The sequence below is a fragment of the Aeromonas encheleia genome (assembly GCF_900637545.1).
Lineage (GTDB): Bacteria > Pseudomonadota > Gammaproteobacteria > Enterobacterales > Aeromonadaceae > Aeromonas > Aeromonas encheleia.
Window position 1 is genome coordinate 1,069,474 of record NZ_LR134376.1, and the last position, 25,444, is coordinate 1,094,917.

A 25,444-nucleotide genomic window follows, 5' to 3' on the forward strand; every position below is an offset into this window, starting at 1 on the left:
GATGTCTCGTAGACGCCGTTTCAAGGGTCGTGACGTACACGGCATCCTGCTGCTGGACAAGCCGACCGGTCTGACCTCCAACGATGTGTTGCAGAAGGTCAAGCGTATCTACAATGCCGCCAAGGCCGGTCACACCGGTGCCCTGGATCCGCTGGCGACCGGCATGCTGCCGATCTGCCTCGGTGAGGCCACCAAGTTCTCCCAGTATCTGCTGGAGGCGGACAAGCGCTATGAGGTGACCGCCAAGCTGGGAGAGCGCACCAACACCAGCGACTCCGACGGCGAGGTGGTCTCCACCCGGCCGGTGAACGTGGCCCTGGGCACCCTGATCGAGTCGCTGGACCAGTTCCGCGGCCCCATCATGCAGGTGCCGTCCATGTACTCCGCCCTCAAGCACAACGGTCGCCCGCTCTATGAGTACGCCCGTGAAGGCATCGAGATCGAGCGGGAAGCCCGTCCCATCACTGTGTTCGAGCTCAAACTGCTGAGTTTTGAAGGGGATGAGGTGCGGCTGGAGGTGCATTGCAGCAAGGGTACCTACATCCGTTCCCTGGTGGACGATCTGGGCGAAGTGCTGGGCTGTGGTGCACACGTCAGCCAGCTGCGTCGTACCCAGGTGGCGAACTATCCCTATGAGCGGATGCTGACCCTGGATCAGCTCGAGTGCATCTTCGAGCAGGCCAAGGTCGAGAGCATTCCGCCGCGGGAACAGCTCGATCCCCTGTTGCTGCCGATGGATACCGCCGTGGCGGCCCTGCCCGAGGTGAACATGCTGGCGGCGGTGGCCGCCTATGTGAACCAGGGTCAGGCCGTACAGGTGGCCGGTGCCCCGCAAGGCGGTCAGGTTCGCATGACGGTCGGTCCTGAGCGCGAGTTCATCGGCGTCGGCGAGATCGACGACGAAGGCCGGGTCGCCCCCAAGCGGCTGGTACGCTATCACGACGAACAAGACGAGGAGTGATCCTCAGGCGGTATCGGGGCAGCTCGCCCATCGCACATCTTTCCCGTCGCGCGTCTTTCTCGTTGCGAAAGGGGGCGGGTGCGATTATGATACCGCCCTCATTTCACGGCTGAATTAGAGATTGGCTGTGAACCTTTAAACACTCTACTGGAGTAATACCATGTCTCTAAATGCTGAGATCAAAGCTTCCATCGTTGCTGACAACGCTCGTTGCGCCAACGACACTGGCTCCCCCGAAGTGCAGGTTGCCCTGCTGACTGCCCAGATCAACCATCTGCAAGGTCACTTCAAAGAGCACGCCAAGGATCACCACGGTCGTCGTGGTCTGCTGCGCATGGTTTCCCAGCGTCGCAAACTGCTGGACTACCTGAAGCGTAAAGACGTTCAGCGTTACGCTGCTCTGATCGCCAAGCTGGGTCTGCGTCGTTAATCGACCATCAGATTTCGCGAAAAAGGGGAACCGTGAGGTTCCCCTTTTTTATGGATCATTTTTATCGCGCTGCAAAGCGTTGCCTGCCTCACAGAATGTGTGCCACCGCTTACCTTTTGGTTCGAATCAAGTATACTTGCACGCGAATTTAAAGAGCCAAATTGTAAAAAGGAAATTCACGTGAATCCTATTGTAAAGTCATTCCAGTACGGTCAACACACCGTTACCCTGGAAACCGGTGTGATGGCCCGTCAAGCCACTGCGGCCGTAATGGTCAGCATGGACGATACCTGCGTATTTGTGACCGTAGTCGGCAAGAAAGAGGCCGATCACGGCCGTGATTTCTTCCCGCTGACCGTCAACTACCAGGAGCGTACCTATGCTGCTGGTCGTATCCCGGGTGGTTTCTTCCGTCGCGAAGGCCGTCCGAGCGAAGGCGAGACCCTCATCTCCCGTCTGATCGACCGTCCTATTCGTCCGCTGTTCCCGGAAGGCTTCCTCAATGAGGTTCAGGTGGTTGCCACCGTCATGTCCGTGAACCCGGCCGTGTCCCCCGACATCGTTGCCATGATCGGTGCCTCTGCTGCACTGGCCATCTCCGGCATCCCGTTCGGCGGCCCGATTGCTGCTGCCCGCGTCGGTTACATGAACGGCCAGTACGTGCTGAACCCGACCACCCAGGAACTGCCGCAGAGCGATCTGGACCTGGTCGTCGCCGGTACCGCCAACGCGGTGCTGATGGTGGAATCCGAAGCGGCCATCCTGTCCGAAGAAGTAATGCTGGGCGCCGTGGTCTATGGCCACGAGCAGATGCAAGTGGTGATCAACGCCATCAACGCATTCGCCGCCGACGTGGGTACCCAGCCGTGGGATTGGACCCCGCCTGCGACCAACGAAGCGCTGAAGGCCAAGATTGCCGAGCTGGCCACCGCCGAGCTGGGTGAAGCCTACCGCATCACCGAGAAGGCCGTGCGTTACGCCGCCATCGGTGCCATCAAGCAGCGTGTGGTCGAGCAGGTTATCGCTGCCGGCGTGGAAGAAGATGCCAAGAAGATCGGCGAAGAGTTCCACAGCCTGGAAAGCCGCATCGTCCGTGGCCGTGTGGTCCGTGGCGAGCCGCGTATCGATGGTCGCGATCCGGAAATGATCCGCGCCCTGTCCGTTGGCACCGGCATCCTGCCGCGTGCTCACGGCTCCGCCCTGTTCACCCGTGGTGAGACTCAGGCGATCGTGGTTGCGACCCTGGGTACCGAGCGTGACGCCCAGAACATCGACGAGCTGGCCGGCCACCGCGCCGACCGCTTCATGCTGCACTACAACTTCCCACCGTACTGCGTCGGCGAGACCGGCATGATGGGTAGCCCGAAGCGTCGTGAGATCGGTCACGGTCGTCTGGCCAAGCGTGGCGTTGCTGCCGTGATGCCGAGCGCCGCCGAGTTCCCGTACGTGGTGCGCGTGGTGTCTGAAATCACCGAATCCAACGGTTCCTCCTCCATGGCCTCCGTTTGTGGTTCCTCCCTGGCGCTGATGGACGCGGGTGTGCCGATCAAGGCCTCCGTTGCCGGTATCGCCATGGGTCTGGTGAAGGAAGAAGAAGGTTTCGTCGTGCTGTCCGACATTCTGGGTGACGAAGATCACCTGGGCGACATGGACTTCAAGGTGGCCGGTACTACCCAGGGTATCACCGCGCTGCAGATGGACATCAAGATCGAAGGCATCACCAAAGAGATCATGGAGATTGCCCTCAAGCAAGCCCGTGGCGCTCGCCTGCACATCCTGAAGGTCATGGACGAAGCCATCCAGGCTCCCCGTGCCGAGATCTCCGATTTCGCCCCGCGCATCCACACCATCAAGATCAATCCTGAGAAGATCAAGGATGTGATCGGCAAGGGTGGTTCCGTGATCCGTGCCCTGACCGAAGAGACCGGCACCAACATCGAGCTGGATGATGACGGCACCGTCCGCATCTCCGCCGTTGCCAACGAAGCCGCCATGGAAGCCATCCGTCGTATCGAGGCCATCACCGCCGAGATCGAAGTGAACCGCATCTATGAAGGCAAGGTTGTGCGTCTGGCCGATTTCGGCGCCTTCGTCAACATCCTGCCGGGTAAAGACGGTCTGGTACACATCTCCCAGATCACCGATGCCCGCGTGCAGAACGTGGCCGACTTCCTGAAGATCGGTGATGTTGTGAAGGTGAAGGTACTGGAAGTGGACCGTCAAGGCCGCGTGCGTCTCTCCATCAAGGAAGCGAATGCATCGACCGAAGCCGCCGCCCCGGTTGCTGACGTGGCCGTTGCCGCCGTCGAAGAGCCGACTGCCGAATAAGGCTGCCGTGCCGTCAAGAAGCCGACCTCAGGGTCGGCTTTTTTGTGCCCGCGTCTCGGGCGCCGTTGTTTCTTATGAGCCCCTCTGCTACAACAGTGGGCTCCCCGTGCGACGGGTAACAAGGAGCAGTACGATGTCGTGGGCCCTCCTCAGGCAGTTTCCCCCCCTGGTCTGGACCGTGATCCTGGGCACCTTCCTGGTGCGCACCAGCTATTACATGGTCTGGCCCTTTCTCTCCATCTTGCTCTATCGGGAGTATGCGCTCTCGGCCACCAGCATAGGGGCCATGCTGGGCGCGAGTGCGGCGCTCTCGACCCTGATCAGCTTCTACGGCGGCTGGCTGTCGGACCGGCTGGGGCGACGCAACATCCTGCTGGCGGGCTGCCTGGTCGCGTTGCTCTGCTATGGCCTGCTCGGTTTCTCCCACTCTGTGCTCTGGTTGGGGCTCGGGGTGATCGGCAGCGGCCTCGCCTCCGGGCTCATCGATGCCCCCGGCAAGGCGCTGATGGCCGACAGCCTAGATTCCCCCAAGGCCCGCGAGCTGGCGCTGCACCTGCGTTACTTCCTGCTCAACCTGGGGGCGGCGATCGGACCTCTGCTCGGAGTGACCCTCGGCATCAGCGCCCAGCAGCAGACCTTCCTGCTGCTCTCCGGCAGCTATCTGTTGCTGGGCGCCGCCTTCGTCTGGGGCTTTCGTCGGCTGAGGAAGCAAGAGGTGCGCAGCAGCGGGCTGGGCCTGCGCGATGCCATCAGGGTGCTGTGGCTAGATCGGGGCTTTCTGTTGCTGGTGATGGCCAACCTGCTGATGGTGCTGGTCTATTCCCAGTTTCATTCGCCGCTGGTGCAGTACCTGACCCGGGCCGAGACCCCCGAGGTGGCGCGACTGGTCGCCATCCTGGTAACGATCAATGCGCTGACCGTGGTGGTGCTGCAATTCCCGCTGCTGCATCTGCTCGCGCGCTGGCCGGGCAAGGTGCGGCTGCAGCTCGGCATCATGCTGTTTCTGGGGGCTCAGGTGCTGTTTGCGCTGGGGGATCCCGCCCAGTGGTCGCACTGGATCGGGGCCGTGCTGCTGCTGAGCGTGGGGGAGACCATCTTGTTCCCGCTGCTCAACGTGCTGATCGATCAGATGTCTCCCCCTCATCTGAAAGGGAGCTATTTCGGGGCCGGCGCTTTAGCCGGACTGGGCGGCGCCATAGGGGCCGTGCTGGGAGGCTGGATCATCGAGCGGTGGAGCGGGCAGTCACTCTACATCCTGATGACGCTGCTCTGTGTGCTGACTTCCTTGCTGTATGCCTGGGGAGCGCGGATCCCGCGCCCCGCCCTGGCGAGAGCCGGCGCCGGCTCCTGACGGCTAGAAACTCAGCACCTTGTCGGCCGCCAGGGTCCACTGGGCCAGCAGGGGCAGGGTGCCTATCTCTATGCCCTCGATGAGGGGCAGGGTACTGATGCCGCGCGCGTCTGTGCAGCTCTTGCACAGCCGGATCGCGGTGCCCTGTGCCAGCAGGATCTCCAGCATCTGGCGCAGGTTGTAGCCCTCGGCCGGCGCCTGGCTCGCCAGCGCGGCGCCGACGGCGTCGGACATCAGGAATAGTTTCAGGATGACGCCGCCCTGCTCGTTGAGGGCGATGGCAAGGCGCAGGGCATTGAACAGGGATTCGCTGCCGTAGGGGGCACCGTTGGCGATGATGACGAACTGTTGCTTCATGTGAGACTCCATGCTGAAAGCCGTTATTGTAGCGCCATCTCGCGGGAACTGGCGTGATGTTGCGCAAACCCTGTCGTACCCTTTGAGTCTTCGGCTTGACCCGGGGAGGTGAGTCGGGTCTGATAGGCGGCCATCAAAAATGGCAGATTCATGAGGTTGTTATGTGGAAGTTTGTCGGAATTAGCATGCTGTTGTTGGCCGGTCAGGCCTATGGCAGTGAGGAAATTGGCTGCAAGGCGCAGCATCAGGCCGTGACGGAGCAGCTGGCCTTTGCCAAGGCCCATGACAATGGGGCTCAGGTGGCCGGGCTGGAGCAAGCCTTGCGCAACATCGAGGCCCATTGCACCGATGCCGGCCTGCTCAAGGAGCAGCAGCAAGAGGTCGCCAAGCAGAAGGAAGAGGTGAACGAGCGGCTGCTCGATCTGCAGAACGCCCGGGTGTCGGGCAAGCCGGACAAGATCGCCAAGAAGCAGGCCAAGCTGGAGGAGGCGCAGGCCGAGCTGCTGGAGGCCCAGCGCAAGCTGGAGGCGTTGCAGAAACTGGTCAAACCCTGACATCGCTGTCGTGTCATAAAAAAAGCCGGGAGATCCCGGCTTTTTTTATTCGTTGACGGTGGATGCCGACCAACGTCTTCAGTCACTGCTCTTCGGTTCCCACGTGAGCGGGATCCTGGATTATGCAGTCCCTGAGTCGCAGACGCCGGTTATTGCTTGTGCATCAGAACAAACTTGTCCAGCCACTGCTCTTCGGTTTCCACGTGGGCGGGATCCCGGAGGATGCAGTCCACAAGGCGCAGACGCTGATGCAAATTTTACTGCCTGTGCATGCTGACAAACTTCTCCAGCAACTGCTCTTCGGTTTCCACGTGAGCGGGATCCCAGATGATGCAGTCGATGGGGCAGACGCTGATGCAGGTGGGTTTCTCATAGTGGCCGACGCATTCGGTGCAGCGATCCGGGTCTATCTCGTAGATCTTGTCCCCCAGGCTGATGGCCTGGTTCGGACACTCGGGATCGCACATGTCACAGTTGATGCACTTGTCGGTGATGAGCAGCGCCATCTCAGGCCGCCGAGTGCGGCTGGCGGGTGTCCTGACGATCGCCCAGGTTGCGCAGCAGTATGCCGTAGTTGATGTCGATCTCTTTCGGGACCGGCACATAGACCACGTGGCCGTTGCCCGGTGCGGTGTCGATCAGCTCGCCCTTGCGGTTCTGCATCTGCTCCAGGTTGAAGCTGACGTTGCCTTGCGGCGTCATCAGCTCCAGGCTGTTGCCCACCAGGAACTTGTTCTTCACTTCCACTTCCACCATGTCGCCCTGACGGCCGGTGATCTCGCCGACGAACTGCTGGGTGTCGGAGACGGAGTAGCCGTAGTCGTAGTTCTGGTACTCGCTGTGGTTGTGACGACGCAGGAAGCCCTCGGTGTAGCCACGGTGAGCCAGGTTCTCGAGGGTGCCCATCAGGGTCGGATCGAACGGACGACCGGCGACCGCATCGTCGATGGCCTTGCGATAGACCTGGGCGGTGCGGGCACAGTAGTAGAAGGACTTGGTGCGGCCTTCGATCTTGAGGGAATGCACACCCATCTTGGTCAGACGCTCGACGTGCTCGACGGCGCGCAGGTCCTTGGAGTTCATGATGTAGGTGCCGTGCTCATCCTCGAACGCCGTCATGTACTCGCCGGGACGGTTGGACTCTTCCAGCAGCACCAGCGCATCGCTCGGTTTGCCTAGCCCTAAGGTGTTGTCCGGACGCACGGCGATCGGCTCCTGACGGTGGACTATCTGGCCCACGTCATCTTCCTTGCCCTCGTGCACCTTGTACTCCCAGCGGCAGGAGTTGGTGCAGGTGCCCTGGTTGGGGTCGCGCTTGTTGATGTAACCGGAGAGCAGGCAGCGGCCGGAGTAGGCCATGCACAGGGCGCCGTGGACGAAGACTTCCAGCTCCATCTCTGGCACCTGCATGCGGATCTCTTCGATCTCGTCAAGGGAGAGCTCGCGGGACAGGATGGCGCGGGTCAGGCCCATCTGATGCCAGAACTTCACCGTGGCCCAGTTGACCGCGTTGGCCTGCACCGACAGGTGAACGGGCATGTCCGGGAAGGCTTCGCGCATCATCATGATGAGACCGGGGTCGGACATGATCAGCGCATCCGGCTTCATCTCCACCACCGGGCGCATGTCGCGGATGAAGGTCTTGAGCTTGGAGTTGTGGGGCTGGATGTTGGCCACCACGTAGAACTGCTTGCCGAGCGCGTGCGCCTCGTTGATGCCGAGTTGCAGGTTCTCGTGATCGAATTCGTTGTTGCGAACCCGCAGGCTGTAGCGGGGCTGGCCCGCATAGACGGCGTCGGCGCCATAGGCATAGGCGTAACGCATATTCTTGAGGGTGCCGGCGGGGGAGAGCAATTCTGGTCTGAACATGTTGGACTCTTTCTATCTGATTGCAAATCAGGACGGCGCCACCTGATGGCGTCGTATAGGTTGATGGCGTTGCGCGACCGTACTCGACGCACGGCCACCCAAAGCGGGTACACCCTGAGCACTAAATGGCTCGATACTGCGGATATACGGGGTGCGAGATTGTACTCGTCACAGGCCCATCATGCAATTTGAGCCGGCGGGCAGGATGAGTACCCTTGTTCATTTTACGCTCAGACAGCCGATGCTAGCGTGTCAGGGACCCGGTACGGGACATAGTTGGGCGATAAATAGATCTTTTCCTCTAAAAAGCCCATCTCCAAGTTGAAATTTTGTCCGACTCGGGAAAGAATGCGCGCTCGGTATTGGCCTCGGGCGAGAGCGACTCGTGACAAGGGACAGACCGAGGATGAACCGGCTTCAGGCCAACAGGTACAGGAAACCATACAGGAACTTTATGAATCCCCTTCGCTTTGCCGCTTCGGCCCTTTTATGTACTCTGACCCTGGTCAGCCAGCAGGCCGCGGCCGTCGAGTACGCGCTGCCTGCCGACAACAGCCGTCTGATCGGCGAGAACCAGGAGTACGTAGTGCCCGCGGACAATCGCCCGCTGGAGCAGATCGCCTCCGACTTCCAGTTGGGCCTGACCAACATCATGGAAGCGAACCCGGGCGTCGACCCCTATCTGCCGACCCCGGGCAGCAAGCTGACCATACCCCATCAGCTGATCCTGCCGAATGCGCCCCGTGAAGGGATCGTCATCAACGTGGCCGAGATGCGGCTCTACTACTACCCGAAAGGCCAGAACGTGGTGCAGGTGCTGCCCATCGGCATCGGCCAGCTGGGGGTGAATACCCCGGAGAACTGGATCACCAAGGTGGAGCGCAAGCGTGCCAACCCGACCTGGACCCCGACCGAGAACATCCGTCGTCGTTACGCCGCCCAGGGCAAGACCCTGCCCGCGGTCTGGCCGGCCGGTCCCGATAACCCCATGGGCCTGCACGCCCTCTACATCGGCAACCTCTACGCCATCCACGGTACCAACGCCACCTTCGGCATCGGTCTGCGGGTGAGCAGCGGCTGTGTGCGCCTGCGCGCCGACGACATCAAGTACCTGTTCGACAAGGTGCCGGTCGGTACCCGCGTCCAGTTCGTCAACCAGCCGGTGAAGTCCACCATCGAGCCGGATGGCGGCCGCTACATGGAAGTCCATGAGCCGCTCTCTCGCAACGAGGCGGAGTTCAACTCCACCGAGTCGGTGCCACTGCCCATGACCCCGGCCATCAGCCGCTTCATCGCCCACGCCGAGAGTGACTCCAACGTGGTCAAGCAGGTGCTGGAACAGCGTAGCGGCATGCCGACCCGCCTCAACCCGCAGGTCTGAGCGTCTCGTCAAGAGACCCGATAACAACAACGGCGACCCCAGGGTCGCCGTTGTTGTTTGTCAGGCCGCTCAGGCTGCGGGCGGGGCATAGAGCGCGAGCCGGTTGCCCTCTGTGTCTTCGATGATGACCCGGGAGCCGTGGCCGCTGCCGATGGCGTGCAGGGGCTCGAGCACCCGTCCGCCGAGCCGGGGGATCATCTGTTCTGCTTCTTTTATCCTATCCCCGAGGGCGAGATAGATGAGGGGGCCGGTGCCACCCGGCTGGTGGTACTCATCCATGGGGCCGAGGCAGGCCGCCGCATTGTTGCCATCGTGGCGCAACATGGCGAAACGCATCTCCTCCTCCTGTATTGGCGTGACCGGTACGTCGAGCAGGGCCGAATAGAAGGCCATGGCACGATCCAGATCCCTTGTCGGAATGTCGGCCCAGACCAGAGTGTTGTCCATCTTCGTATTCTCCAGACGTTCCCGGCCGATGCGGCCGGTGGCTCTTAGAGGGTAGGAGCGGCCGCAGAGGGGCGCCAGCAGTGAAAAAACGGCGCCTGACGGCGCCGTTTTTGGGTGGGGAAGAGAAGTGGTTTCCGCTCTGAATACAGTCACTTGCCTGCGATGTTCAGGCCACCGAAGTGGCTTTGCGCCGGCGCGTAGTGGCCCTCTTGATCCTGGACGTAGTCACTTGCCGGTGATGCTCAAACCGCCGAAGCGGCTCTGCGCAGGCGCGTAGTAGCCCTTTTCATCCTGAGTGCCGTCACTTACCGGCGATGCTCAACCCACCGAAGCGGATCAGCGGGGCGTAGAAGCCCTTGCCATCGTCGTGGTGCAGCCGGTCGCCGACCGCCTCCAGCTCACCCAGCAGGCGATAGAAGTTACCCGCCACCGTGATGCCACGCACCGGCTGGATGCGCACGCCGTCCCGGCACAGGAAGCCGGAGGCGCCGAACGAGAAGTCGCCGCTCACCCCATCTGCCCCCGAGTGCAGGCCATCGAGTTTGACCAGCTCCAGATACTCGCCCGCCTTGACCTCGGCCTCGCTGTGGGGACCTGTGCCAAACACCAGGTGGCGTGGGCTCACGTCCAGCGCGCCACGGGCGCTGCGCGCCGCCGCGCCGTTGCTCTGAAGACCGAAGTGGTGGGCGGTGGCGCTGTTGTGCAGCAGGGTCTTGAGCTCCCCCTCGCCAATCAGCAGCAGATCCCGGGTGGGGGCGCCTTCCCCGTCGAAGGCCTTGATCTTCATTCCGCCCGGCATCTGGATCCGGCTCTCCAGGGTGAGCCAGCGGGAGGCCACACCCTGGCCGACCTTGTCGCGCCAGGGGTTGATCCCCTGCTGGGCCCACTTGCCAGACAGCGCGGCCTGGAAGCAGCCAAACAGGCTGGCCAGGCAGTTGAGGGTGAAGAGGGCACTGTAGCGACCGCTCGGCACGGCTTCCCCCAGCAGCAGGCCGTCGGCCACGGCATGGATCTGCTCGATGAGGGGAGCCGCGTCCAGCTCGTCGAAGCGGCGCGCATACTGCCCCTGATAGTGCATGGACTGGCGGCCATCACGCTCGATCAGTGCCGAGCTGTGGCAACCGACGCTGAACTCCCTATGCTGGCAGAGGCTGCCCTGGCTGTTGGCGAGCCAGAGTCGGCTCTCCCCTTCGAAGAAGCCGTTGTAGGGGGCGCCGGTCACATCGGGCAGGGAGAGCATGTCCGCCTCGAGGCGCAGGGTCAGGGCTATCTTCTCCTCCACCGGGGTGTTGTCGGGCTGGTTGATCTCGGCGCAGTCGGTACTGATGTGGCTGCCTGCGACCCGGATGGCCTGATCTGCATCTACCCTGGCGAAGCGGCTGGCATCGAGCGCATCCTGCAACATGGCGTCGAGGGCGGCCTCATCCAGGGATTCCGAGTAGGCGATGCCGACCCGGCCATCCTTGATGAGGCGAATGCCGAGCTGCTGGCTGCTGGTGACCTTGTATTCACCCAGCTCACCCTTGTCGGCCTTGAGGGAGAAGGCCCTGTCCTGGTTGGCGATGAGGTCCGCCTCGGCGCCAAGATCGGCAACCTTGTTGAGCAGCTGGCCGAGCAGATGATTCATATCGAGTTGGCTCATCAGGCGTTACCTCCGACCAGAATATTGTCCACCTTGAGTTGCGGCTGGCCCACCGAGGCGGGGATGGAGCCGGAGACGGAGCCGCACATGCCGGCGGAGATGGCGAGATCGCGGCCCACCATGGAGATCTCTCTCAGCACCTGGGGGCCTGTGCCGATCAGGGTCGCCGACTTGAGCGGTTTGGTTATCTTGCCGCGCTCGATGAGGTAGGCCTCCTGCACGTTGAAGTTGAACTCGCCGGTGCCCGGTTGCACCGAGCCGCCCCCCATCCGCCTGGCATAGATGCCGTGCTCCACCGTGGCCAGCATCTCCTCGAGGCTGTGGTTGCCGGCCTCGATATAGGTGTTGCGCATGCGCGAGGCGGGGGCGAACTTGTAGGACTCGCGCCGGCCCGAGCCGGTGCGGGCATAGCCGGTCTTCAGCGCCCCCATGCGGTCGGCCAGGAAGCCGGTCAGCACGCCGTCCTTGATGAGCTGGGTGTGCTGGGTCGCCATCCCCTCGTCATCGACGTTGATGGAGCCCCAGGCATTGCCCTGCAAGCCTTCGTCCACCGCGTTGACCACCGGGTTGGCGATGAGTTGCCCCATCTTGTCGTGGAACACCGAGGCCTTCTTGGCGACCGAGGTGGTCTCCAGCAGATGGCCGCACGCCTCGTGGAAGATGACGCCGCCAAAGCCGCTCTCCAGGATGACCGGCAGTTTGCCGCTCGGGCAGGGGGCGGCGCCCAGCTTCACCAGCGCCTGACGGGTGGCGGAGAGGGCCAGCTCGCGTGGATCGATGAGGGCGGCATGCTCCCAGCCCATCATGGCGCCGGGGGCCTCATAGCCCACGCTCTGCTCGCTCCCTTCCATGGCTATGCTCTGGGCCGTGATACGGTTGTAGTGGCGACGATCGGCCACCTGCAGCCCTTCGCTGTTGAAGATCTCCACCTCCTGCTCCCAGCCCAGCGCATTGGCGGAGAACTGGCTCAGTTTGCTGCTCTCGGCGCGGGCCGCGGCATCCATGGCATGCAGGTAGGCAATCTTCTGCTCCAGCAGCTTGTCCGCCGACAGCGGCAGGGCGATGGGGTGATGGTCGGTGAGACGGCTGAAATCGAAGGAGGTGGCGGTCACCACGGGATCGCGCCTGTCTTTGGCCGCCAGCAGGCTGACGATGCGCAGCAACTCATCGCGATCGGCCAGGTTGGTGTAGCCGTAGAGCACCTTGTGGCCGTAACACAGGCGCACGCCTATGCCGAAATCGAGGCCGCCGCTGATGGATTCTATCTGGCTGGAGAGCAGGCTGAGCTGGCTGCGGCGCTTGCGCTCCACAAACAGCTCGGCGAAGTCGGCGCCCAGCGCCAGCGCGTGGTCGAGCACGTCGCGGGCAATGGTGGACGCCAGCAGAGAAATCTGGGTCATGGAATATCCTTTTCTGGTCTGTTTCCTGTTTGCTTCCGACCCCGTTCTGATTGTGTTATTGGGGTCGAAGTCATTGTTGCAGACCGGCACAAAAAAGTCGCTATAGCGTCATTGAATGATATCGATTGGGGTAATCGGTGCGATAACTGCGCCCGGCAGCCCAGATATAGGCCGCCGGCAGGGGAGATGAAAGCAGCTAGTGGAGCTCGCTTAAGGTCTGATCGACCGAGGGCTCGATCTGGTCATCCTGGCTGGCATCGCCCAAGGCCAGCCGACGACATAGTCGTTTCGCTTCTGGAGGAGCCGGGCAGGCGAGATCAGAGCAGCTCGTGGATCTCGCTCAGGATCTGATCGACCCACTGCTCGATGCGAGGCTCGGTCTGGTCGTACTGGTTGGCGTCATCGAGGGCCAGGCCGACGAAGTGGCGGCCATCGTCGATCAGCGCCTTGGAGGCATCGAACTCATAACCCTCGTTGGGCCAGTAACCCACCAGCTTGACCCCCTTGGGCACCAGCTGATCGTGCAACAGGCCGAGGGCATCCTGATACCACTCGCCGTAGCCCAGCTGATCGCCGAGGCCAAACAGGGCTATGATGCGCCCCTCCAGCTCGAGGTCGGCGATGTCTTCCCAGCGGGATTCCCAGTCTTCCTGCAGCTCACCAAAATCCCAGGTGGAGATGCCGAGGATCAGGATGTCGTACTCCTGCATGCGGGCGAGGGGCACGTCCTTGATGTTGTGGATATCGACCAGCTCGGGGCCGATGAGGGCACGGATCTTCTCGGCAGCCATCTCGGTGTAGCAGGTGGTGGAGCCGTAAAACAAACCTATCTTCATCGCTCTTCTCTTGAATCGCAGTGGGCAACAATGTGCTGGGTAACCTAGGGGAGGGGGCCAGTTTAGCAGATTGCCCGGCCCCCTTCACCGGGCAAGGGCCTCAGTTCGTCTCTCCCCTGTGCCTGCCGGCACGGGCCCGCTACAATGAGTCTCCGTTTGCCCAAGACCCAGCACCATGACCAAGCCAGCCCCCGCCGTCCACGACCACCCCCTGATCGAGCCCTTCCTCGATGCCCTCTGGCTGGAGCGGGGGCTGTCTGACAACACGGTCGGCTCCTACCGCACCGATCTGGAGAAGTTTGCGCTCTGGCTGGACGGGCAGGGCGGCTCCCTGCTGCTGGCCGGCATGGACGACATCCAGCACTACCTCGCCTGGCGGGTGGATCAGCAATTTGCCCCCAGCAGCACCGCCCGCTTCCTGTCGGCCCTGCGCCGCTTCTACCAGTATCTCAACCGCGAAAAATTGCGCAGCGACGATCCCACCGTGCTGCTGGAGGGGCCCAAGCTGCCCAAGAAGCTGCCATCGGATCTCAGCGAGGCCGAGGTCGATGCGTTGCTCACGGCGCCTCTGGTGGACGATCCGCTGGAGCTGAGGGACAAGGCGATGCTGGAGCTGCTCTATGCCACCGGGCTGCGGGTCTCCGAGCTGGTGGGGCTCACCGCCGAGCATGTCAGCCTGCGCCAGGGGCTGGTGCGGGTGGTGGGCAAGGGCAACAAGGAGCGGCTGGTGCCCATGGGGGAGGAGGCCATCCACTGGCTGGAGCGTTACTACCGGGAGTCGCGCACCCTGCTGCTCGGTGGCACCAGCTCGGATGTGGTGTTCCCCTCCAAGCGGGCGCAGATGATGACCCGTCAGACCTTCTGGCACCGCATCAAGCTCTATGCCACGCGGGCGGGTATCGCCGGGGAGCTTTCCCCTCACACCCTGCGCCACGCCTTCGCCACCCACCTGCTCAACCACGGCGCCGATCTGCGGGTGGTGCAGATGCTGCTGGGCCATGCGGATCTCTCCACCACCCAGATCTACACCCATGTGGCGAACGAGCGCCTCAAGACGCTGCACGGCGAGCATCATCCCCGCGCCTGAGCCGGACTGCCGCCTCCTGGTGCCTGCTCGGCCACCCCGTTATCGCCGTCATAAAAAAGCCGCCCTATGTTGACCATGGGGCGGCTTTTTCAATCACAGGGCAGGATGAGCGGTTACTTGCCCTGCTGGGACTTGAGCAGATCGCGGATCTCGCTCAGCAGCTCCTGATCCTTGGTGGGACCGGCCGGGGCAGGGGCTTCCTCTTCCTGCTTCTTCTGCAGGGTGTTGACGGCCTTGAGCCCCATGAAGATGGCGAAGGCGATGATCAGGAAGTCGATGACGGTCTGGATGAATTTGCCGTAGGCGATGACCACGGCGGGCACCTCGCCTTCGGCGGCCTTCAGGGTCACGGCGAGATCGCTGAAGTCCACGCCACCCAGGATGAGGCCGATGGGCGGCATGATGACGTCACCCACGAAGGAGGAGACTATCTTGCCGAAGGCGGCACCTATGATGATACCGACCGCCATGTCGATGACGTTGCCTCTGGCCGCAAAGGCCTTGAACTCTTTAATCAGACTCATGTTCCCCTCCAAAAATGGGTTCTGAGCGGCCGCTACCGCTCCTTTGATTTGAATAATAAAGCAGCAGGAGAGCAGAGGGCTGGCCGTCGTGTCTCCTGTCGTCCCGATTAGCTTGCTGGGCCTCGGCCCAATTGGCAACCTGCATGAATGGGAATTTTTTACATCTGGCGCTATTAACTCATCGATAACTAAGCGGATTCTGGGGGATTGGCCGGGGGATCTGGCTGGGCCTGGCGCCCTTCCTGGGAGGGCGGCGGGGCAATCCGGCGGCTCGAGCCGATGCCCAGGATGCCGGTCAAGGTCGAAGTCTCAGGGGAGAGCGGCGGCCTGCCGTGGCCATGATAAAGGGGCCATATACCATGGCCCCTGTGGCTAAACCTTGCTAACTCTCGTTAGGGTGAGGGGGTTGGGCAATCCGGACAGGTCGGGCAGAGCGGACAGGTGGCGGTTGCCGAGTCTGTGTCACTGCCAAAGCCTAGCGGTGCTGTCCCCGTGGCGGTCACGGTATCGCTGAAGGCGATGGAGCCCGGGCTCTCCGAGCCAGCGCTGGCGGGCGTGTAGGAACCTGAGTAGTCCTTGCAGTCGGCCGCAGCCAGGGTGCCTATGTTATGCACATTGCCGCTGGGATCGTCGGTGACGGTGACATTGTTCAGGCTGAGAGGCGGTACGCCGCCCACCCCTGTGGTGTTGCAGACTTGGCCACTGTATTCGACCCTGACCACCAGTTGGTCACCCGTATCCACGACCTTGGTGCTGCAGGCCTTGGTGACGCGGATCCCTGGCTCTCTGTCGACGGTGGGGCAGGCGGCCGTGGTGGCATCGGTGATCGACTGCAGGCCACCGTCGCTGGAGGCTGCCTTGACGCTGATGCCGTTGGTCGGCCCGTTACCGGCGGAGTCAAAGCTGCCGGTGTAGTTCTCCGATCCCCCTTTCGGTATTGAATCGAAGTTTGCGACCACGAAGTCATCGCTGGTATCGGCCGGGGTGCCGTTATCGTCGGTGACGACGACGTCATGGATGGTGCCAAAGCCTTCGTTGGTGACTGTGCCCTCGAAGCTGAAGGTAAAGCCGGTTTCAGCACTGTTGATATCACCGCTGGTACAGACTTTGGTGATCTCGACCTTGCACAGCTCGAAGTTATCCAGCACGAAGTCTTTCAGTGCCGCGGTAAAGGAGCTGGAGGAGCGGGTCTCGGCCATGAAGCTGCTGAAGCAGCCGTCGCTGCCCCCCACGATCTGGCTGAGGTTGATCCCCCCCTCGAAGAAGCTCTCGAAGGGGAAGGTTCCCTTGGTGCCACTCTTGGGGGTGTAGTCGCTCCACAGGCCGCTGACACCATTCGCCAGCGTGCTGGCGGGGACGGGCACGTCACCCGTGTTGGTCAGGGCGCAGGCGAGGTTGGCGCCGCCCTGATTGGCGCAGACGACGTCGTTGGCGCCCGAGCCTTGCAGCCTGAGTCGCAGGTTGGTGGCGGCGCACTGCCCCGGCTGCGGGCTGTTGTTGGCGGCCTTGCTACAGGTCGGGTCCCAGGTCACCACGGCCAGGTAGGGAAACGCGTTGCTCGCCTGCGGGAAGTTGATGAGAACCAGGGTGTCCCCCACTGTGTGTTTACCGCTGAAACTGCCGTTGGGCAGGGCGGTGACCTTCTGTTTGAAGAACCAGAAGCCCATGAAGGCATCACCGGCATTGGCGATGCGATCGGCGCCAAAGTAGAGCAACAGATCGCTATTCTCGTTGTAGGCGGCGGCATAGGCGTGGGTCAGGTCATCCTTGTCGGGAACGGAGCCATCCTTCCAACTCCACTTGTCGATGTCCAGGATGTCTTTATCACCCCCGCCGAAGATGGTTCTGGGGGCTGTGTCCTGGATGATGCCGGTGAACTTGGTGGCTCCTCCGCTGTCGGGCGGGGTGTCCCAGTCATCGCTCATGACGGCACCGGTGTCGATGTTATCCTGCGGATTTGCATCCAGTTCGAACGGCGATTCTGCCGTGGCGGCCATGGTCAGTGCCGGTGCACAGAGCACCAGCAACAGGGCCATGAACTTTAGACCATGCTGCCAACAGCGCGGCCAAAGATTCATTGCTCGGGTATCCATGTTGCATTCCTCTTGCTTGTTGTTGTCCGTGTCGTCCGGCTCTCTTGGGCAGACGGATCGGCGCTGCATCGGTGCAGGCTTCGTTCCAAGATTTCAACCCATTGAAATTAAAATGAAAATGCTTGAGATGGGGTGAGAGAAAGCGGGATCGTTGTTAGCGGAATGAAGCGGATTTTCATGCACGTTTGGCGCCGGGGCAGACTGAGCGCAAAAGAGGGTCTTTTGAGGCTGTCTCAGGAATGGAACAGGGGATGACGCCAGTTGGCGTGGTTCGCTGCCGCAGGGGCGGTGAAACTATGTAATTGTTTGATTTTGTTTTGTTTGTATTCATTTCATGAGATCGTCAGCCGTTCGTCCTGTTGTTCCATAAGCGTCGATAGGCTACTCGCTTGGTTAACATTCTTGGCCAGCATGGTTGATCTCACAGTAGCAGGGCGTCTTCAGCGCTCGCGCACCACTGGCGTCCAGCAGGCACAGTGCGGCCAGCATCCCCACGCAGCTGACACAATAAAAGGGCGATGGCTCAGCCATCGCCCTCGAACCGACCGGTACTCTGGTCGCCATTATCAACTCATTACTCCACTGTCTGGATGGTGACCTCCACTTCGGCCTTGACCTCGTTGTCTTCGTCATCCTTCAGGGTGACCACCAGCGGATCCGGGTTGGTCGCCTGCAAGTTGATGTTGCCAAGATCGGCCAGACCAGGCTCGAGCTCCAGGATGAAGGCGCAGTCATAGTGCGCGCCGGGCAGTATGGTGCCGCCTGCGGTGCAGAGCGAGAAGGGTCCGAAGCCATCGGCGTCGGCCTCATGGGTGCTCACCCCGGGCTCATCGTAGAGGGTGAAGCTGCCCGAGACCCCGTTCCCATCCGCCACCTTGACCCCCTTGAAGGTCAAGGCGGTGATGGTCAGGGTGTCCACCCCATTGTTGCTGATGCGGACAAAGCCGGCGGCCTTGAGGGCGAACAGCCTGGTGATGTCGGGTTCCTCATCGGTGAACGCCACAGTGGCATCGTCGCTGTCAGTCACTGTTACATCGTCCTCATCCTTGCCTGAGATGGTGGCCGTGTTGGTGTGACTGTCGCCAGCATTCCCCTGCAGTTCTTTGGAGATGGTACAGCTGGCGTTGTGCCCCGGGCTGAGTACGAAGCCGACGAGAGTGGTGGGCGTGATCCCTACCCCGTCCTTCTTATTCACCATGCACAGGTTGGTCAGACTGCCGAATATGTCGTCCTCCAGGGTACTGAAGGTGACATTGTCCACGCCGCCGGCATCGACGGAGAAGGTGAAGGTATAGGCCACGGTGCGAGTCTCGGCGGAATCGCCGGTTTCGAGGACGCTGACGGGCAAGGCATCTTTTAGCAGCGTGATGGTCGACGCCACGTCATTGATGTTGACGGTGGCGCTGTCAGCCGCCGTCGCCTCGTCCCCTTCGTCGTCCAGGGCCTTGGCGGTCGCCTCGTTGGTATGCACATCGCCTTGGTTGCCACCCACAAACTGGGTGAAGCTGCACTCAAATGGAGAGGCCTTGGCCAATACCACGCCGCCGCTGCCCAGGTCGCAGGTGCCCTGTCCATCCAGATCGCCGAATTTGTCGTCCATCAGGCTGGTCAGGGTGAGCGGATCGTCATGATCACCTGAGGTGTTGGTGACCTTGACGGTGTAGGTCACGTTGGCTCCCGGTTCCAGCACCTCGTCGGTGGAGGCCGTTTTCTCCACCGCTATGGTCGGCGGGAGGTTGGTGATCTCGACCGTCTTCGCCGGGCTGCAGTTGTTACCCGCCGCCTGGAAGCCAGCCGGGCAGGTACTGCCGCTGCCGACCGTGCCGCCATTCTTGTCCTTGAACAGGGCCACTATGTTGTCGACGTACTTCTCTGGGCTCTGATCGTCGGGCAGATTGCGATCCTTGATATGCAGGGTGAACTGGCAACTGTAAGTAGCGCTGGGCAACACCTCCTTGGTCGTCGAGCCCGCGGCGGGTTTCGCGCAGGTGGTGCTGAGCAGGTAGATGCCGTCCGCAGCCCCGACGCTCTCGATGGATCCCCAGAGGTCCACGCTCTTGTCGTAGGTGCCATCCCCGCCAATGTCTATCTCATCCTTCAGGCTGGCGATATACAGGGAGGCGGCACTCGAGTTGGTAAAGCTCAGGTTGTAGGTGAACACGCCACCCGGCTCGGGCAGGCTGGCGGGGGTGACCGTCTTGGTGATGGCAGCCGGCTCAGGCCTGATGAACACGTTGATGGCGAAACTGTCGCAGTTACACTTGGATTTGGTGCCGGGCACAGCGCCGGGAGGGTTGGTGTCCGCACTGCAACTCAAGGTCTTCGATTGGTCCCAGGCCGCACAGTAGGTGAACAGGGCCCTGTTGGGATCGGTAGGGCTGGGCTGACAGAGCATGGTGACGGGTTGATTCATGAGGGTGTAAGAATCGGTACCGTTGGCCTTGGTGATATCGCCACAGGTATCCAGGAAATCGGTGGCTTTCACTTTTGGTTCCAGGTTCACATAGGCCACCTGGCCATTTTCCCCGGCGTCACTCGCCTTGGGCAGCAACAGGCTGCAGTTTGGTGCGCCGCCTTGAAGCTCCATCGGGCTCTGGGTTGTTCTCGGCAGGTAGAAGGTGGTGTCATACCGCACGCTGGCGTTGGTTTTGACGGTCACGTTGGCGTTGAAGGTGAACACCTGGCCGTTGACGCACTCCTGGTTCGGATTGACCGGAACCACTTGCGAGACCTCAATGTCTTTGGCCGTACAGTTGAGGCTTCCGCCGAAGGCGTCAGCCATGCATTTTTCCTGCTCCAGACCCGGGAAGATACCGGCCCAGGCCGGGGTGAGACTGGAGAGTCCCCCCAGCGAGGCCATCCCGAGCAAGGGGATCGCCAGCGATCTGAGCAGGCGATTGTGCGTACTTGGTTTCATAGCATTTTCCTCTTCCTATCCTTTGGTTTTTTGTTCCATTCCATTCGGCTGCGACTGCCTGAACCGAGGGGCCTGACTATGAACAGAGGGGCGGTCCTATGCCCTGTGCGCGAAATCGTGGATAGGGGGCCACTTTGGTGAGGCTGGCATAGATCGACAGCCCAACCCCGAGAGGGGGAAATAACGTATCCATGTTGCATTCCTTTTGCTTCTTGCTTGTTGTTGTCTGTGTCGTCCGGCTCTGTTGGGCTGCCGGCTCGGCGCAGCATCGGTGCAGGCTTTGTTCCAAGAATTCAATTGATTGAAAAATAAGGAAACAATAGAGGAAGGGGATGAGCGGAGGCGGGAAGGTTGTTAGCGGAATGGAGCGGATTTTCATGCAGGCCCGGCGCCGGGGCAGACTGAGCACAAAAGGGGGGCTTTTGACGCTGTCTCAGGGATGGAACAGAGTGGGTCATGTCCCTTGCCTTGGCGGCTGGTTAATTCACTGGCAGTTCAAGGTATATATTTGATTTTATTTTGTTTATTTTATTTTTTAAGCAAAGGGACTCGCTTTCTCCCCCTGTCTCATCGAGTGGCGTAAGTACGCCATCTATCCAATACTTTGCACATTGTTCAGCCGCCGTGTGGCGAGGTGTATTAGATGGAGATGCGTACGCTACTGTGTGTCAACACGAGTGGGGTGTGGTGCCCTTCGTCACAGGCATCCTCGCTCGGCTGGCGCTTCTGCTCGGCCTCGTCGCCGCAGGAAGCCTTCGGTCACTATGCACAACATGCGCCCAGGGTGGGCCTGGTGCTGCTGAATGAAGGCGCCACCGAGGCGCTGGAGGCGCTCTTTCGCCAGACCTGCGGCACCATGGTCTGGGTGGCGCTTGCCCCCCCTCATCTGCTCGCCCAGCCCAGGATGCAGGAGCTGCTCCTGAACTACTGCTTCGACTACCACAGCCTGCCGGTGGGGGATGAGCGCCTGCTGGCAGTGCTGGGGCACGCGTTCGGCATCGCCTGCCTGAGGGGGAGCGTTCACCATCCTTGCCGTCATGGCAAGGAGACGGGGGGGCTGATCGGTGCCAGCCCGGTCATGCAGCAGATCATGAGTCGGGTGGAGCGGCTGGCCAAGGTCGACTCGTCGGTGATCCTGCAAGGGGAGAGCGGCACGGGCAAGGAGCTGGTGGCCCGCCAGATCCACCGCCACTCCCTGCGGGCGGATGGCCCCTTCGTCGCCATCAACTGCGGCGCCATTCCGCCCTCCCTGATCCAGTCAGAACTCTTTGGTCATGAGAAGGGGGCCTTCACCGGCGCCTGTCGGCGTCACATCGGCTGCGTGGAGATGGCGCACCATGGCATCCTGTTTCTCGATGAGATAGGGGATCTCCCCCTGCCGATGCAGGTCAACCTGCTGCGGTTCCTGCAAGAGCGCACCATAGTGCGAGTCGGTGGTGCTGGGCCCATCGAGGTGGACATCAGGGTGATAGCCGCGACCAACAGGGTGCTGGATCAGGAGATGGAGCAGGGACATTTTCGGAGCGACCTCTTCTACCGGCTCTGCGTGCTGGATCTGACGCTGCCCCCCTTGCGTGAGCGGGGGGAGGACATCATGCTGCTTGCCCAGTATTTTCTGACCAAGATGGGCGGCATCTTGAATCCGCGGGTACAGGGGTTCACCGCCGGCGCCATGCGCCAGATGTTGCAATATCACTGGCCTGGCAATGTGCGGGAGCTCAAGAACCGGCTGGAGCGGGCGCTGGTCCTGTGCGAAGGGCAGCGCATCGATCATCAGGATCTGGGGCTGGCCCTGCCGCAGGCAGAGGGAGGCATACGCCCCCTGAACCTGGTCAGGGCCGAGGCGGAGTGCGAGGCCGTGCGCCGGGCCCTGGTGCTCTGTGGCAACAATGTGACCGAGGCCGCCCGTCATCTCGGGATCTCCCGGCTTACCCTCTACCGGGTGCTGGAGCGCTCCACTCCCACTCTGCCGTCCGAGCCCCAGCTCTCCTGAGCAGGGGCGAGAGCCTCCTCGCCGTCCCTGCCGCTATGACCCGCTCGTCTCGGGCGTGTATGATACCGCCTTGCCATCGGCTCACCGTATTAGAAGACAGGATCGAATTCATGCCCCTGCAAATCCGTCGTCGTCCCCGAGTGGATGACGCTCACCTGCCCGATACCCTGCATCCTCTGCTGCGCCAGATCTTCGCCAGTCGCGGAGTCCTGGACCCCGCTCTGCTGGAGCGCAGCGCCAGCCAGCTGCTGCCGCCCCAGCGCCTGTTTGGCATGGAGCAGGCGGTGCCGCTGCTGGCCGCCGCCCTGATTGCCCAGAAGCGCATCCTCATCGTCGGCGACTTCGACTGTGACGGCGCCACCAGCTCGGCCCTGTGCGTGCTGGCGCTGCGGGCCATGGGGGGGAAGAGCATCGACTTTCTGGTGCCCAACCGCTTCGAGTTCGGCTACGGCCTCACCCCGGAGATCGTCGAGCTGGCGGTGGTCCGGGGCGCCGAGTTCCTGATCACCGTGGATAACGGCATCTCCAGCATCGCCGGGGTGGCCGCCGCCAAGGCCGCCGGCATGCAGGTGCTGGTCACCGATCATCACCTGCCGGGTCATGAACTGCCCGTTGCCGATGCGATAGTGAACCCTAACCAGCGTGGCTGCGACTTCCCCTCCAAGTCCCTGGCCGGGGTGGGGGTCGCCTTCTACCTGATGGCGGCGCTCAACACCCATCTGCGGCAGGCCGGCTGGTATGAGCGTCAGGGCATTCGCGCCCCCAATGTGGCGGATTACCTGGATCTGGTGGCGCTCGGCACCGTCGCCGACGTGGTGGCGCTCGATGGCAACAACCGCATCCTGGTCCATCAGGGGCTGCAGCGGATCCGGGCCGGCCGCTGCCGCCCCGGCATCCAGGCGCTGGTGGATGTGTCGGGCCGCGACGGTCGCCGCCTGTGTGCCGCCGATCTCGGCTTCGCGCTGGGCCCCAGGCTCAATGCGGTCGGCCGGCTGGATGACATGTCCCTCGGGGTCGCCTGCCTGCTGTGCGATGACATCAATCTGGCGCGCCAGCTGGCGGCGGAGATGGACAGCCTCAATCAGGAGCGCAAGGAGATAGAGCAGGGCATGCAGCAGGAGGCGCTCGCCACCTTGGAGCAGATCCGTTTTCGCGATGGCGAGGTGCCAAGCGGCATAGTGCTGCACAGAGACGAGTGGCATCAGGGGGTGGTGGGGCTGGTGGCCTCCAAGATCAAAGAGAAGTACTACAGACCGGTGATCGCCTTCGCCGAAAGCAGCGACACCGAGCTCAAGGGCTCCGGGCGCTCCATCCCCGGCGTGCACCTGCGCGATGCGCTGGAGCTGCTCGATACCCGCCATCCCGGTCTGATGGGCAAGTTCGGCGGTCACGCCATGGCGGCGGGGCTGACCCTGCCCAAGGCAAACATAGAGGCGTTCGGCCGGGCGTTTGAAGCCGTCATCGCCGAGCTGGTGACGCCGGAGCTGCTGACCGGGGTGCTGCTCACCGACGGCGAGCTGCTGCCGGACGAGCTGAGCCTGGAGCTGGCGGAGCTGATCCGCGCCTCTGGCCCCTGGGGGCAGGCCTTCCCCGAGCCGCTGTTCGACGGCGAGTTCGTGCTGGTGCAACAGCGGCTGGTGGGGGAGAAGCACCTTAAGATGATGCTGACCACGGACTCGGGCCGTGCGGTGGATGCCATCGCCTTCGGGGTCGATCTCAAGCGCTGGCCCGATGCCTCTGTTAAGCGGGTGCGACTGGTCTATCGGCTCGATGTCAACGAGTGGCGCGGCAACCGCAGCGTCCAGCTGCTGGTGGAGCATCTGGAGGCCGCCGGCGTCTAAGCCTCGTCTCTTAGTGTGCCACGCGAGCCAACGGCCACCCCAGGGTGGCCGTTGGCGCTCTGTATGCTCATGTCTTGATGCCAGATTAACCGATAAAAAGGGTGTTAAGCATCAAGCTGAGCTAACCAATGGCAATGAAAGCCCAATAATGACATGAGTTATGATATATTCGACTCATCCCATTACTTGCCTTTTCAAGGTGCTGATCTCTTGCCACCCCTCGGCCGATTACCGACAGGGCTGATGGCCCTCGCCGTCGCCTGCCTGCTGTGGCTTGCCGCGTTCGCGGCAGGTGGGGTCGGTGCATCCGGTCAATCGGCAGCGAGCGAGCTGGCTGCCTCGATGCAGCTGCATCAGCCATCCGACTCCGGCCTCGTCGACAGCGTCAGCCTGCTGCCGGGCGGCCAGTGGCGGCTCGGCGTCGAGCAGGGGCGATGGCTGGAAGGAAGTACCCACCCCGAGCGTTACCAGATGCTGCTGGCCTGGTTCCAGCACGACATCCTCGGCCTGCTCTGCGGCCTGCTGTTCTTCCTCCCCCTCATCTACCTCAGGCGGCGGCCCGACTACTTCGGCCATCTGCACCAGCGGCTGCTGCTCTGCCATCACCTGCAATTTCGCTTCTGCCACGGCGACTCGCGCCCGGTTTGTCGTTAAGCGCGCGTTCGACCCCACATAGCTCTGATCTGAGTCATCGCAAGATGTCGGCACATGGCCGCTGTGCGTCGGCGCGCGTTGTGATCCCGTCCCCACCGGCATGATGGCCGCCCGGGACGGGCCTTGCCTGCGCAACCTGTGAGCCGACCCGATGGAATATTATGTAACCCTGTTCATTCATTCGATTTTTGTCGAAAACCTGGCCCTGGCCTTCTTTCTCGGCATGTGTACCTTCCTGGCCGTGTCCAAGAACATCAACACCGCCTTCGGCCTCGGCATGACGGTGCTGGTGGTGATGGTGATCGCCATTCCCCTCAACAACCTGATCTACCGCCATATCCTGCGCCCGGAGAGCACCTTCCTCGGGGAGTTCGATCTCGGTTTTCTCGATTTCATCGTCTACATCGGGGTGCTGGCGGCGCTGGTGCAGGTGATGGAGATGGTGCTCGACAAGCACTTCCCGGCGCTCTATCACGCCCTGGGGATCTACCTGCCGCTCTTGACGGTGCACTGCGCCATCTTCGGCGGTGTGATGTTCATGGCCCAACGGGATTACGATTTTATCGAATCCGTAGTGTATGGGGCGGGTTCCGGGCTGGGCTGGCTGCTGGCCATCGTCGCCATCGCCGGCCTGCGCCAGAAGATGAAGTATTCGGATGTGCCCGAGGGGCTGCGGGGGATCGGCATCACCTTCATCGTGGCCGGCCTGATGTCGCTCGGCTTCATGTCCTTCTCCGGCATCTCGCTCTGAGCCATGACTCGCTGACGGCCACTTTGCA

21 protein-coding genes are annotated in these 25,444 nt (G+C 62.0%); 11 read left to right on the forward strand and 10 right to left on the reverse strand.

Features of this window, described 5'->3' with window-relative positions; translation table 11 throughout:
• Position 1 precedes the first annotated feature (1 nt).
• From truB to EL255_RS05125, 4 genes are all read left to right on the forward strand, one after another.
• Positions 2-961, forward strand: a complete 960-nt coding sequence (truB, locus tag EL255_RS05110) for a tRNA pseudouridine(55) synthase TruB (RefSeq protein WP_042652784.1) — start codon at positions 2-4, stop codon at positions 959-961.
• Positions 962-1,121: 160 nt separating this feature from the next.
• Complete coding sequence (gene rpsO / locus EL255_RS05115; RefSeq protein ID WP_005317514.1) at positions 1,122-1,391, forward strand: 30S ribosomal protein S15; 270 nt, start codon at positions 1,122-1,124, stop codon at positions 1,389-1,391.
• Between the two features lie 180 nt (positions 1,392-1,571).
• Positions 1,572-3,719 (forward strand): polyribonucleotide nucleotidyltransferase, encoded by a 2,148-nt coding sequence (gene pnp / locus EL255_RS05120; RefSeq protein ID WP_042652783.1) that lies wholly within the window; start codon positions 1,572-1,574, stop codon positions 3,717-3,719.
• A 133-nt stretch (positions 3,720-3,852) separates the two neighbouring features.
• Positions 3,853-5,070 carry an MFS transporter gene (locus EL255_RS05125; RefSeq protein WP_042652782.1) on the forward strand — a complete coding sequence of 406 codons (1,218 nt, stop codon included), beginning with the start codon at positions 3,853-3,855 and terminating at the stop codon, positions 5,068-5,070.
• 3 nt (positions 5,071-5,073) lie between these two features.
• On the opposite strand, the gene EL255_RS05130 is transcribed toward EL255_RS05125, so the two are convergent.
• A complete protein-coding gene (locus tag EL255_RS05130; RefSeq protein WP_042652781.1) occupies positions 5,074-5,427 on the reverse strand; it encodes a DsrE/DsrF/TusD sulfur relay family protein in 354 nt (117 codons plus the stop codon).
• Between the two features lie 161 nt (positions 5,428-5,588).
• Between EL255_RS05130 and EL255_RS05135 the strand changes: the two genes are divergently transcribed.
• On the forward strand, positions 5,589-5,981 hold the full coding sequence (locus EL255_RS05135; protein ID WP_042652780.1) for a DUF1090 domain-containing protein: 393 nt from the start codon (positions 5,589-5,591) through the stop codon (positions 5,979-5,981).
• A 257-nt stretch (positions 5,982-6,238) separates the two neighbouring features.
• On the opposite strand, the gene EL255_RS05140 is transcribed toward EL255_RS05135, so the two are convergent.
• Both EL255_RS05140 and trhP read right to left on the reverse strand, forming a co-directional pair.
• Complete coding sequence (locus tag EL255_RS05140; RefSeq protein ID WP_042652779.1) at positions 6,239-6,487, reverse strand: YfhL family 4Fe-4S dicluster ferredoxin; 249 nt, start codon at positions 6,485-6,487, stop codon at positions 6,239-6,241.
• Position 6,488: 1 nt separating this feature from the next.
• Positions 6,489-7,850: a prephenate-dependent tRNA uridine(34) hydroxylase TrhP gene (gene trhP / locus EL255_RS05145; protein ID WP_042652778.1), complete on the reverse strand. Its 1,362-nt coding sequence runs from the start codon at positions 7,848-7,850 to the stop codon at positions 6,489-6,491.
• A gap of 454 nt (positions 7,851-8,304) precedes the next feature.
• On the opposite strand from trhP, the gene EL255_RS05150 reads away from it, so the two are divergent.
• The gene (locus EL255_RS05150) at positions 8,305-9,231 is read left to right on the forward strand and encodes a L,D-transpeptidase family protein (RefSeq protein ID WP_042652777.1); all 927 of its coding nucleotides are present in this window, start codon (positions 8,305-8,307) and stop codon (positions 9,229-9,231) included.
• A gap of 69 nt (positions 9,232-9,300) precedes the next feature.
• Here the strand turns inward: EL255_RS05150 and EL255_RS05155 are convergent, their stop codons facing one another.
• From EL255_RS05155 to fldB, 4 genes are all read right to left on the reverse strand, one after another.
• On the reverse strand, positions 9,301-9,678 hold the full coding sequence (locus EL255_RS05155) for a VOC family protein (protein WP_042652776.1): 378 nt from the start codon (positions 9,676-9,678) through the stop codon (positions 9,301-9,303).
• Between the two features lie 301 nt (positions 9,679-9,979).
• The gene (locus EL255_RS05160; protein ID WP_042652775.1) at positions 9,980-11,320 is read right to left on the reverse strand and encodes a TldD/PmbA family protein; all 1,341 of its coding nucleotides are present in this window, start codon (positions 11,318-11,320) and stop codon (positions 9,980-9,982) included.
• Positions 11,320-12,720, reverse strand: coding sequence for a TldD/PmbA family protein (locus tag EL255_RS05165; protein ID WP_042652774.1), 1,401 nt, complete (start codon positions 12,718-12,720; stop codon positions 11,320-11,322). The genes EL255_RS05160 and EL255_RS05165 overlap by 1 nt, the downstream gene beginning before the upstream one ends.
• 317 nt (positions 12,721-13,037) lie before the next feature.
• Positions 13,038-13,556 carry a flavodoxin FldB gene (gene fldB / locus EL255_RS05170; protein WP_042652773.1) on the reverse strand — a complete coding sequence of 173 codons (519 nt, stop codon included), beginning with the start codon at positions 13,554-13,556 and terminating at the stop codon, positions 13,038-13,040.
• A 175-nt stretch (positions 13,557-13,731) separates the two neighbouring features.
• Between fldB and xerD the strand changes: the two genes are divergently transcribed.
• The gene (gene xerD / locus EL255_RS05175; RefSeq protein ID WP_042652772.1) at positions 13,732-14,643 is read left to right on the forward strand and encodes a site-specific tyrosine recombinase XerD; all 912 of its coding nucleotides are present in this window, start codon (positions 13,732-13,734) and stop codon (positions 14,641-14,643) included.
• 113 nt (positions 14,644-14,756) lie between these two features.
• Here the strand turns inward: xerD and mscL are convergent, their stop codons facing one another.
• The 3 genes from mscL to EL255_RS05190 form a co-directional block, all read right to left on the reverse strand.
• On the reverse strand, positions 14,757-15,167 hold the full coding sequence (gene mscL, locus EL255_RS05180) for a large-conductance mechanosensitive channel protein MscL (RefSeq protein WP_033131098.1): 411 nt from the start codon (positions 15,165-15,167) through the stop codon (positions 14,757-14,759).
• A gap of 392 nt (positions 15,168-15,559) precedes the next feature.
• Complete coding sequence (locus tag EL255_RS05185) at positions 15,560-17,203, reverse strand: hypothetical protein (protein WP_126623276.1); 1,644 nt, start codon at positions 17,201-17,203, stop codon at positions 15,560-15,562.
• A gap of 631 nt (positions 17,204-17,834) precedes the next feature.
• Positions 17,835-20,177, reverse strand: a complete 2,343-nt coding sequence (locus tag EL255_RS05190; RefSeq protein ID WP_042652770.1) for a hypothetical protein — start codon at positions 20,175-20,177, stop codon at positions 17,835-17,837.
• A 649-nt stretch (positions 20,178-20,826) separates the two neighbouring features.
• Between EL255_RS05190 and EL255_RS05195 the strand changes: the two genes are divergently transcribed.
• From EL255_RS05195 to nqrE, 4 genes are all read left to right on the forward strand, one after another.
• Positions 20,827-22,170 (forward strand): sigma-54 dependent transcriptional regulator, encoded by a 1,344-nt coding sequence (locus tag EL255_RS05195; RefSeq protein ID WP_232018907.1) that lies wholly within the window; start codon positions 20,827-20,829, stop codon positions 22,168-22,170.
• A 110-nt stretch (positions 22,171-22,280) separates the two neighbouring features.
• The gene (gene recJ, locus EL255_RS05200) at positions 22,281-24,011 is read left to right on the forward strand and encodes a single-stranded-DNA-specific exonuclease RecJ (RefSeq protein ID WP_042652769.1); all 1,731 of its coding nucleotides are present in this window, start codon (positions 22,281-22,283) and stop codon (positions 24,009-24,011) included.
• A gap of 243 nt (positions 24,012-24,254) precedes the next feature.
• On the forward strand, positions 24,255-24,665 hold the full coding sequence (locus EL255_RS05205; RefSeq protein ID WP_042652768.1) for a hypothetical protein: 411 nt from the start codon (positions 24,255-24,257) through the stop codon (positions 24,663-24,665).
• Positions 24,666-24,816: 151 nt separating this feature from the next.
• A complete protein-coding gene (gene nqrE, locus EL255_RS05210; protein ID WP_042652767.1) occupies positions 24,817-25,416 on the forward strand; it encodes an NADH:ubiquinone reductase (Na(+)-transporting) subunit E in 600 nt (199 codons plus the stop codon).
• Positions 25,417-25,444: the final 28 nt, after the last annotated feature.

What these genes read in the sequence shown, in the direction of transcription:
- EL255_RS05140 (WP_042652779.1), bottom strand. Translation starts at nt 6,487, where the DNA reads ATGGCGCTGCTCATCACCGACAAGTGCATCAACTGTGACATGTGCGAT.
- rpsO (WP_005317514.1), top strand. Translation starts at nt 1,122, where the DNA reads ATGTCTCTAAATGCTGAGATCAAAGCTTCCATCGTTGCTGACAACGCT.
- fldB (WP_042652773.1), bottom strand. Translation starts at nt 13,556, where the DNA reads ATGAAGATAGGTTTGTTTTACGGCTCCACCACCTGCTACACCGAGATG.
- trhP (WP_042652778.1), bottom strand. Translation starts at nt 7,850, where the DNA reads ATGTTCAGACCAGAATTGCTCTCCCCCGCCGGCACCCTCAAGAATATG.
- EL255_RS05125 (WP_042652782.1), top strand. Translation starts at nt 3,853, where the DNA reads ATGTCGTGGGCCCTCCTCAGGCAGTTTCCCCCCCTGGTCTGGACCGTG.
- EL255_RS05185 (WP_126623276.1), bottom strand. Translation starts at nt 17,203, where the DNA reads ATGGCCCTGTTGCTGGTGCTCTGTGCACCGGCACTGACCATGGCCGCC.
- EL255_RS05160 (WP_042652775.1), bottom strand. Translation starts at nt 11,320, where the DNA reads ATGAGCCAACTCGATATGAATCATCTGCTCGGCCAGCTGCTCAACAAG.
- EL255_RS05190 (WP_042652770.1), bottom strand. Translation starts at nt 20,177, where the DNA reads ATGAAACCAAGTACGCACAATCGCCTGCTCAGATCGCTGGCGATCCCC.
- mscL (WP_033131098.1), bottom strand. Translation starts at nt 15,167, where the DNA reads ATGAGTCTGATTAAAGAGTTCAAGGCCTTTGCGGCCAGAGGCAACGTC.
- recJ (WP_042652769.1), top strand. Translation starts at nt 22,281, where the DNA reads ATGCCCCTGCAAATCCGTCGTCGTCCCCGAGTGGATGACGCTCACCTG.
- EL255_RS05130 (WP_042652781.1), bottom strand. Translation starts at nt 5,427, where the DNA reads ATGAAGCAACAGTTCGTCATCATCGCCAACGGTGCCCCCTACGGCAGC.
- EL255_RS05165 (WP_042652774.1), bottom strand. Translation starts at nt 12,720, where the DNA reads ATGACCCAGATTTCTCTGCTGGCGTCCACCATTGCCCGCGACGTGCTC.
- xerD (WP_042652772.1), top strand. Translation starts at nt 13,732, where the DNA reads ATGACCAAGCCAGCCCCCGCCGTCCACGACCACCCCCTGATCGAGCCC.
- nqrE (WP_042652767.1), top strand. Translation starts at nt 24,817, where the DNA reads ATGGAATATTATGTAACCCTGTTCATTCATTCGATTTTTGTCGAAAAC.
- EL255_RS05150 (WP_042652777.1), top strand. Translation starts at nt 8,305, where the DNA reads ATGAATCCCCTTCGCTTTGCCGCTTCGGCCCTTTTATGTACTCTGACC.
- EL255_RS05205 (WP_042652768.1), top strand. Translation starts at nt 24,255, where the DNA reads ATGGCCCTCGCCGTCGCCTGCCTGCTGTGGCTTGCCGCGTTCGCGGCA.
- EL255_RS05195 (WP_232018907.1), top strand. Translation starts at nt 20,827, where the DNA reads ATGCGTACGCTACTGTGTGTCAACACGAGTGGGGTGTGGTGCCCTTCG.
- EL255_RS05135 (WP_042652780.1), top strand. Translation starts at nt 5,589, where the DNA reads ATGTGGAAGTTTGTCGGAATTAGCATGCTGTTGTTGGCCGGTCAGGCC.
- truB (WP_042652784.1), top strand. Translation starts at nt 2, where the DNA reads ATGTCTCGTAGACGCCGTTTCAAGGGTCGTGACGTACACGGCATCCTG.
- EL255_RS05155 (WP_042652776.1), bottom strand. Translation starts at nt 9,678, where the DNA reads ATGGACAACACTCTGGTCTGGGCCGACATTCCGACAAGGGATCTGGAT.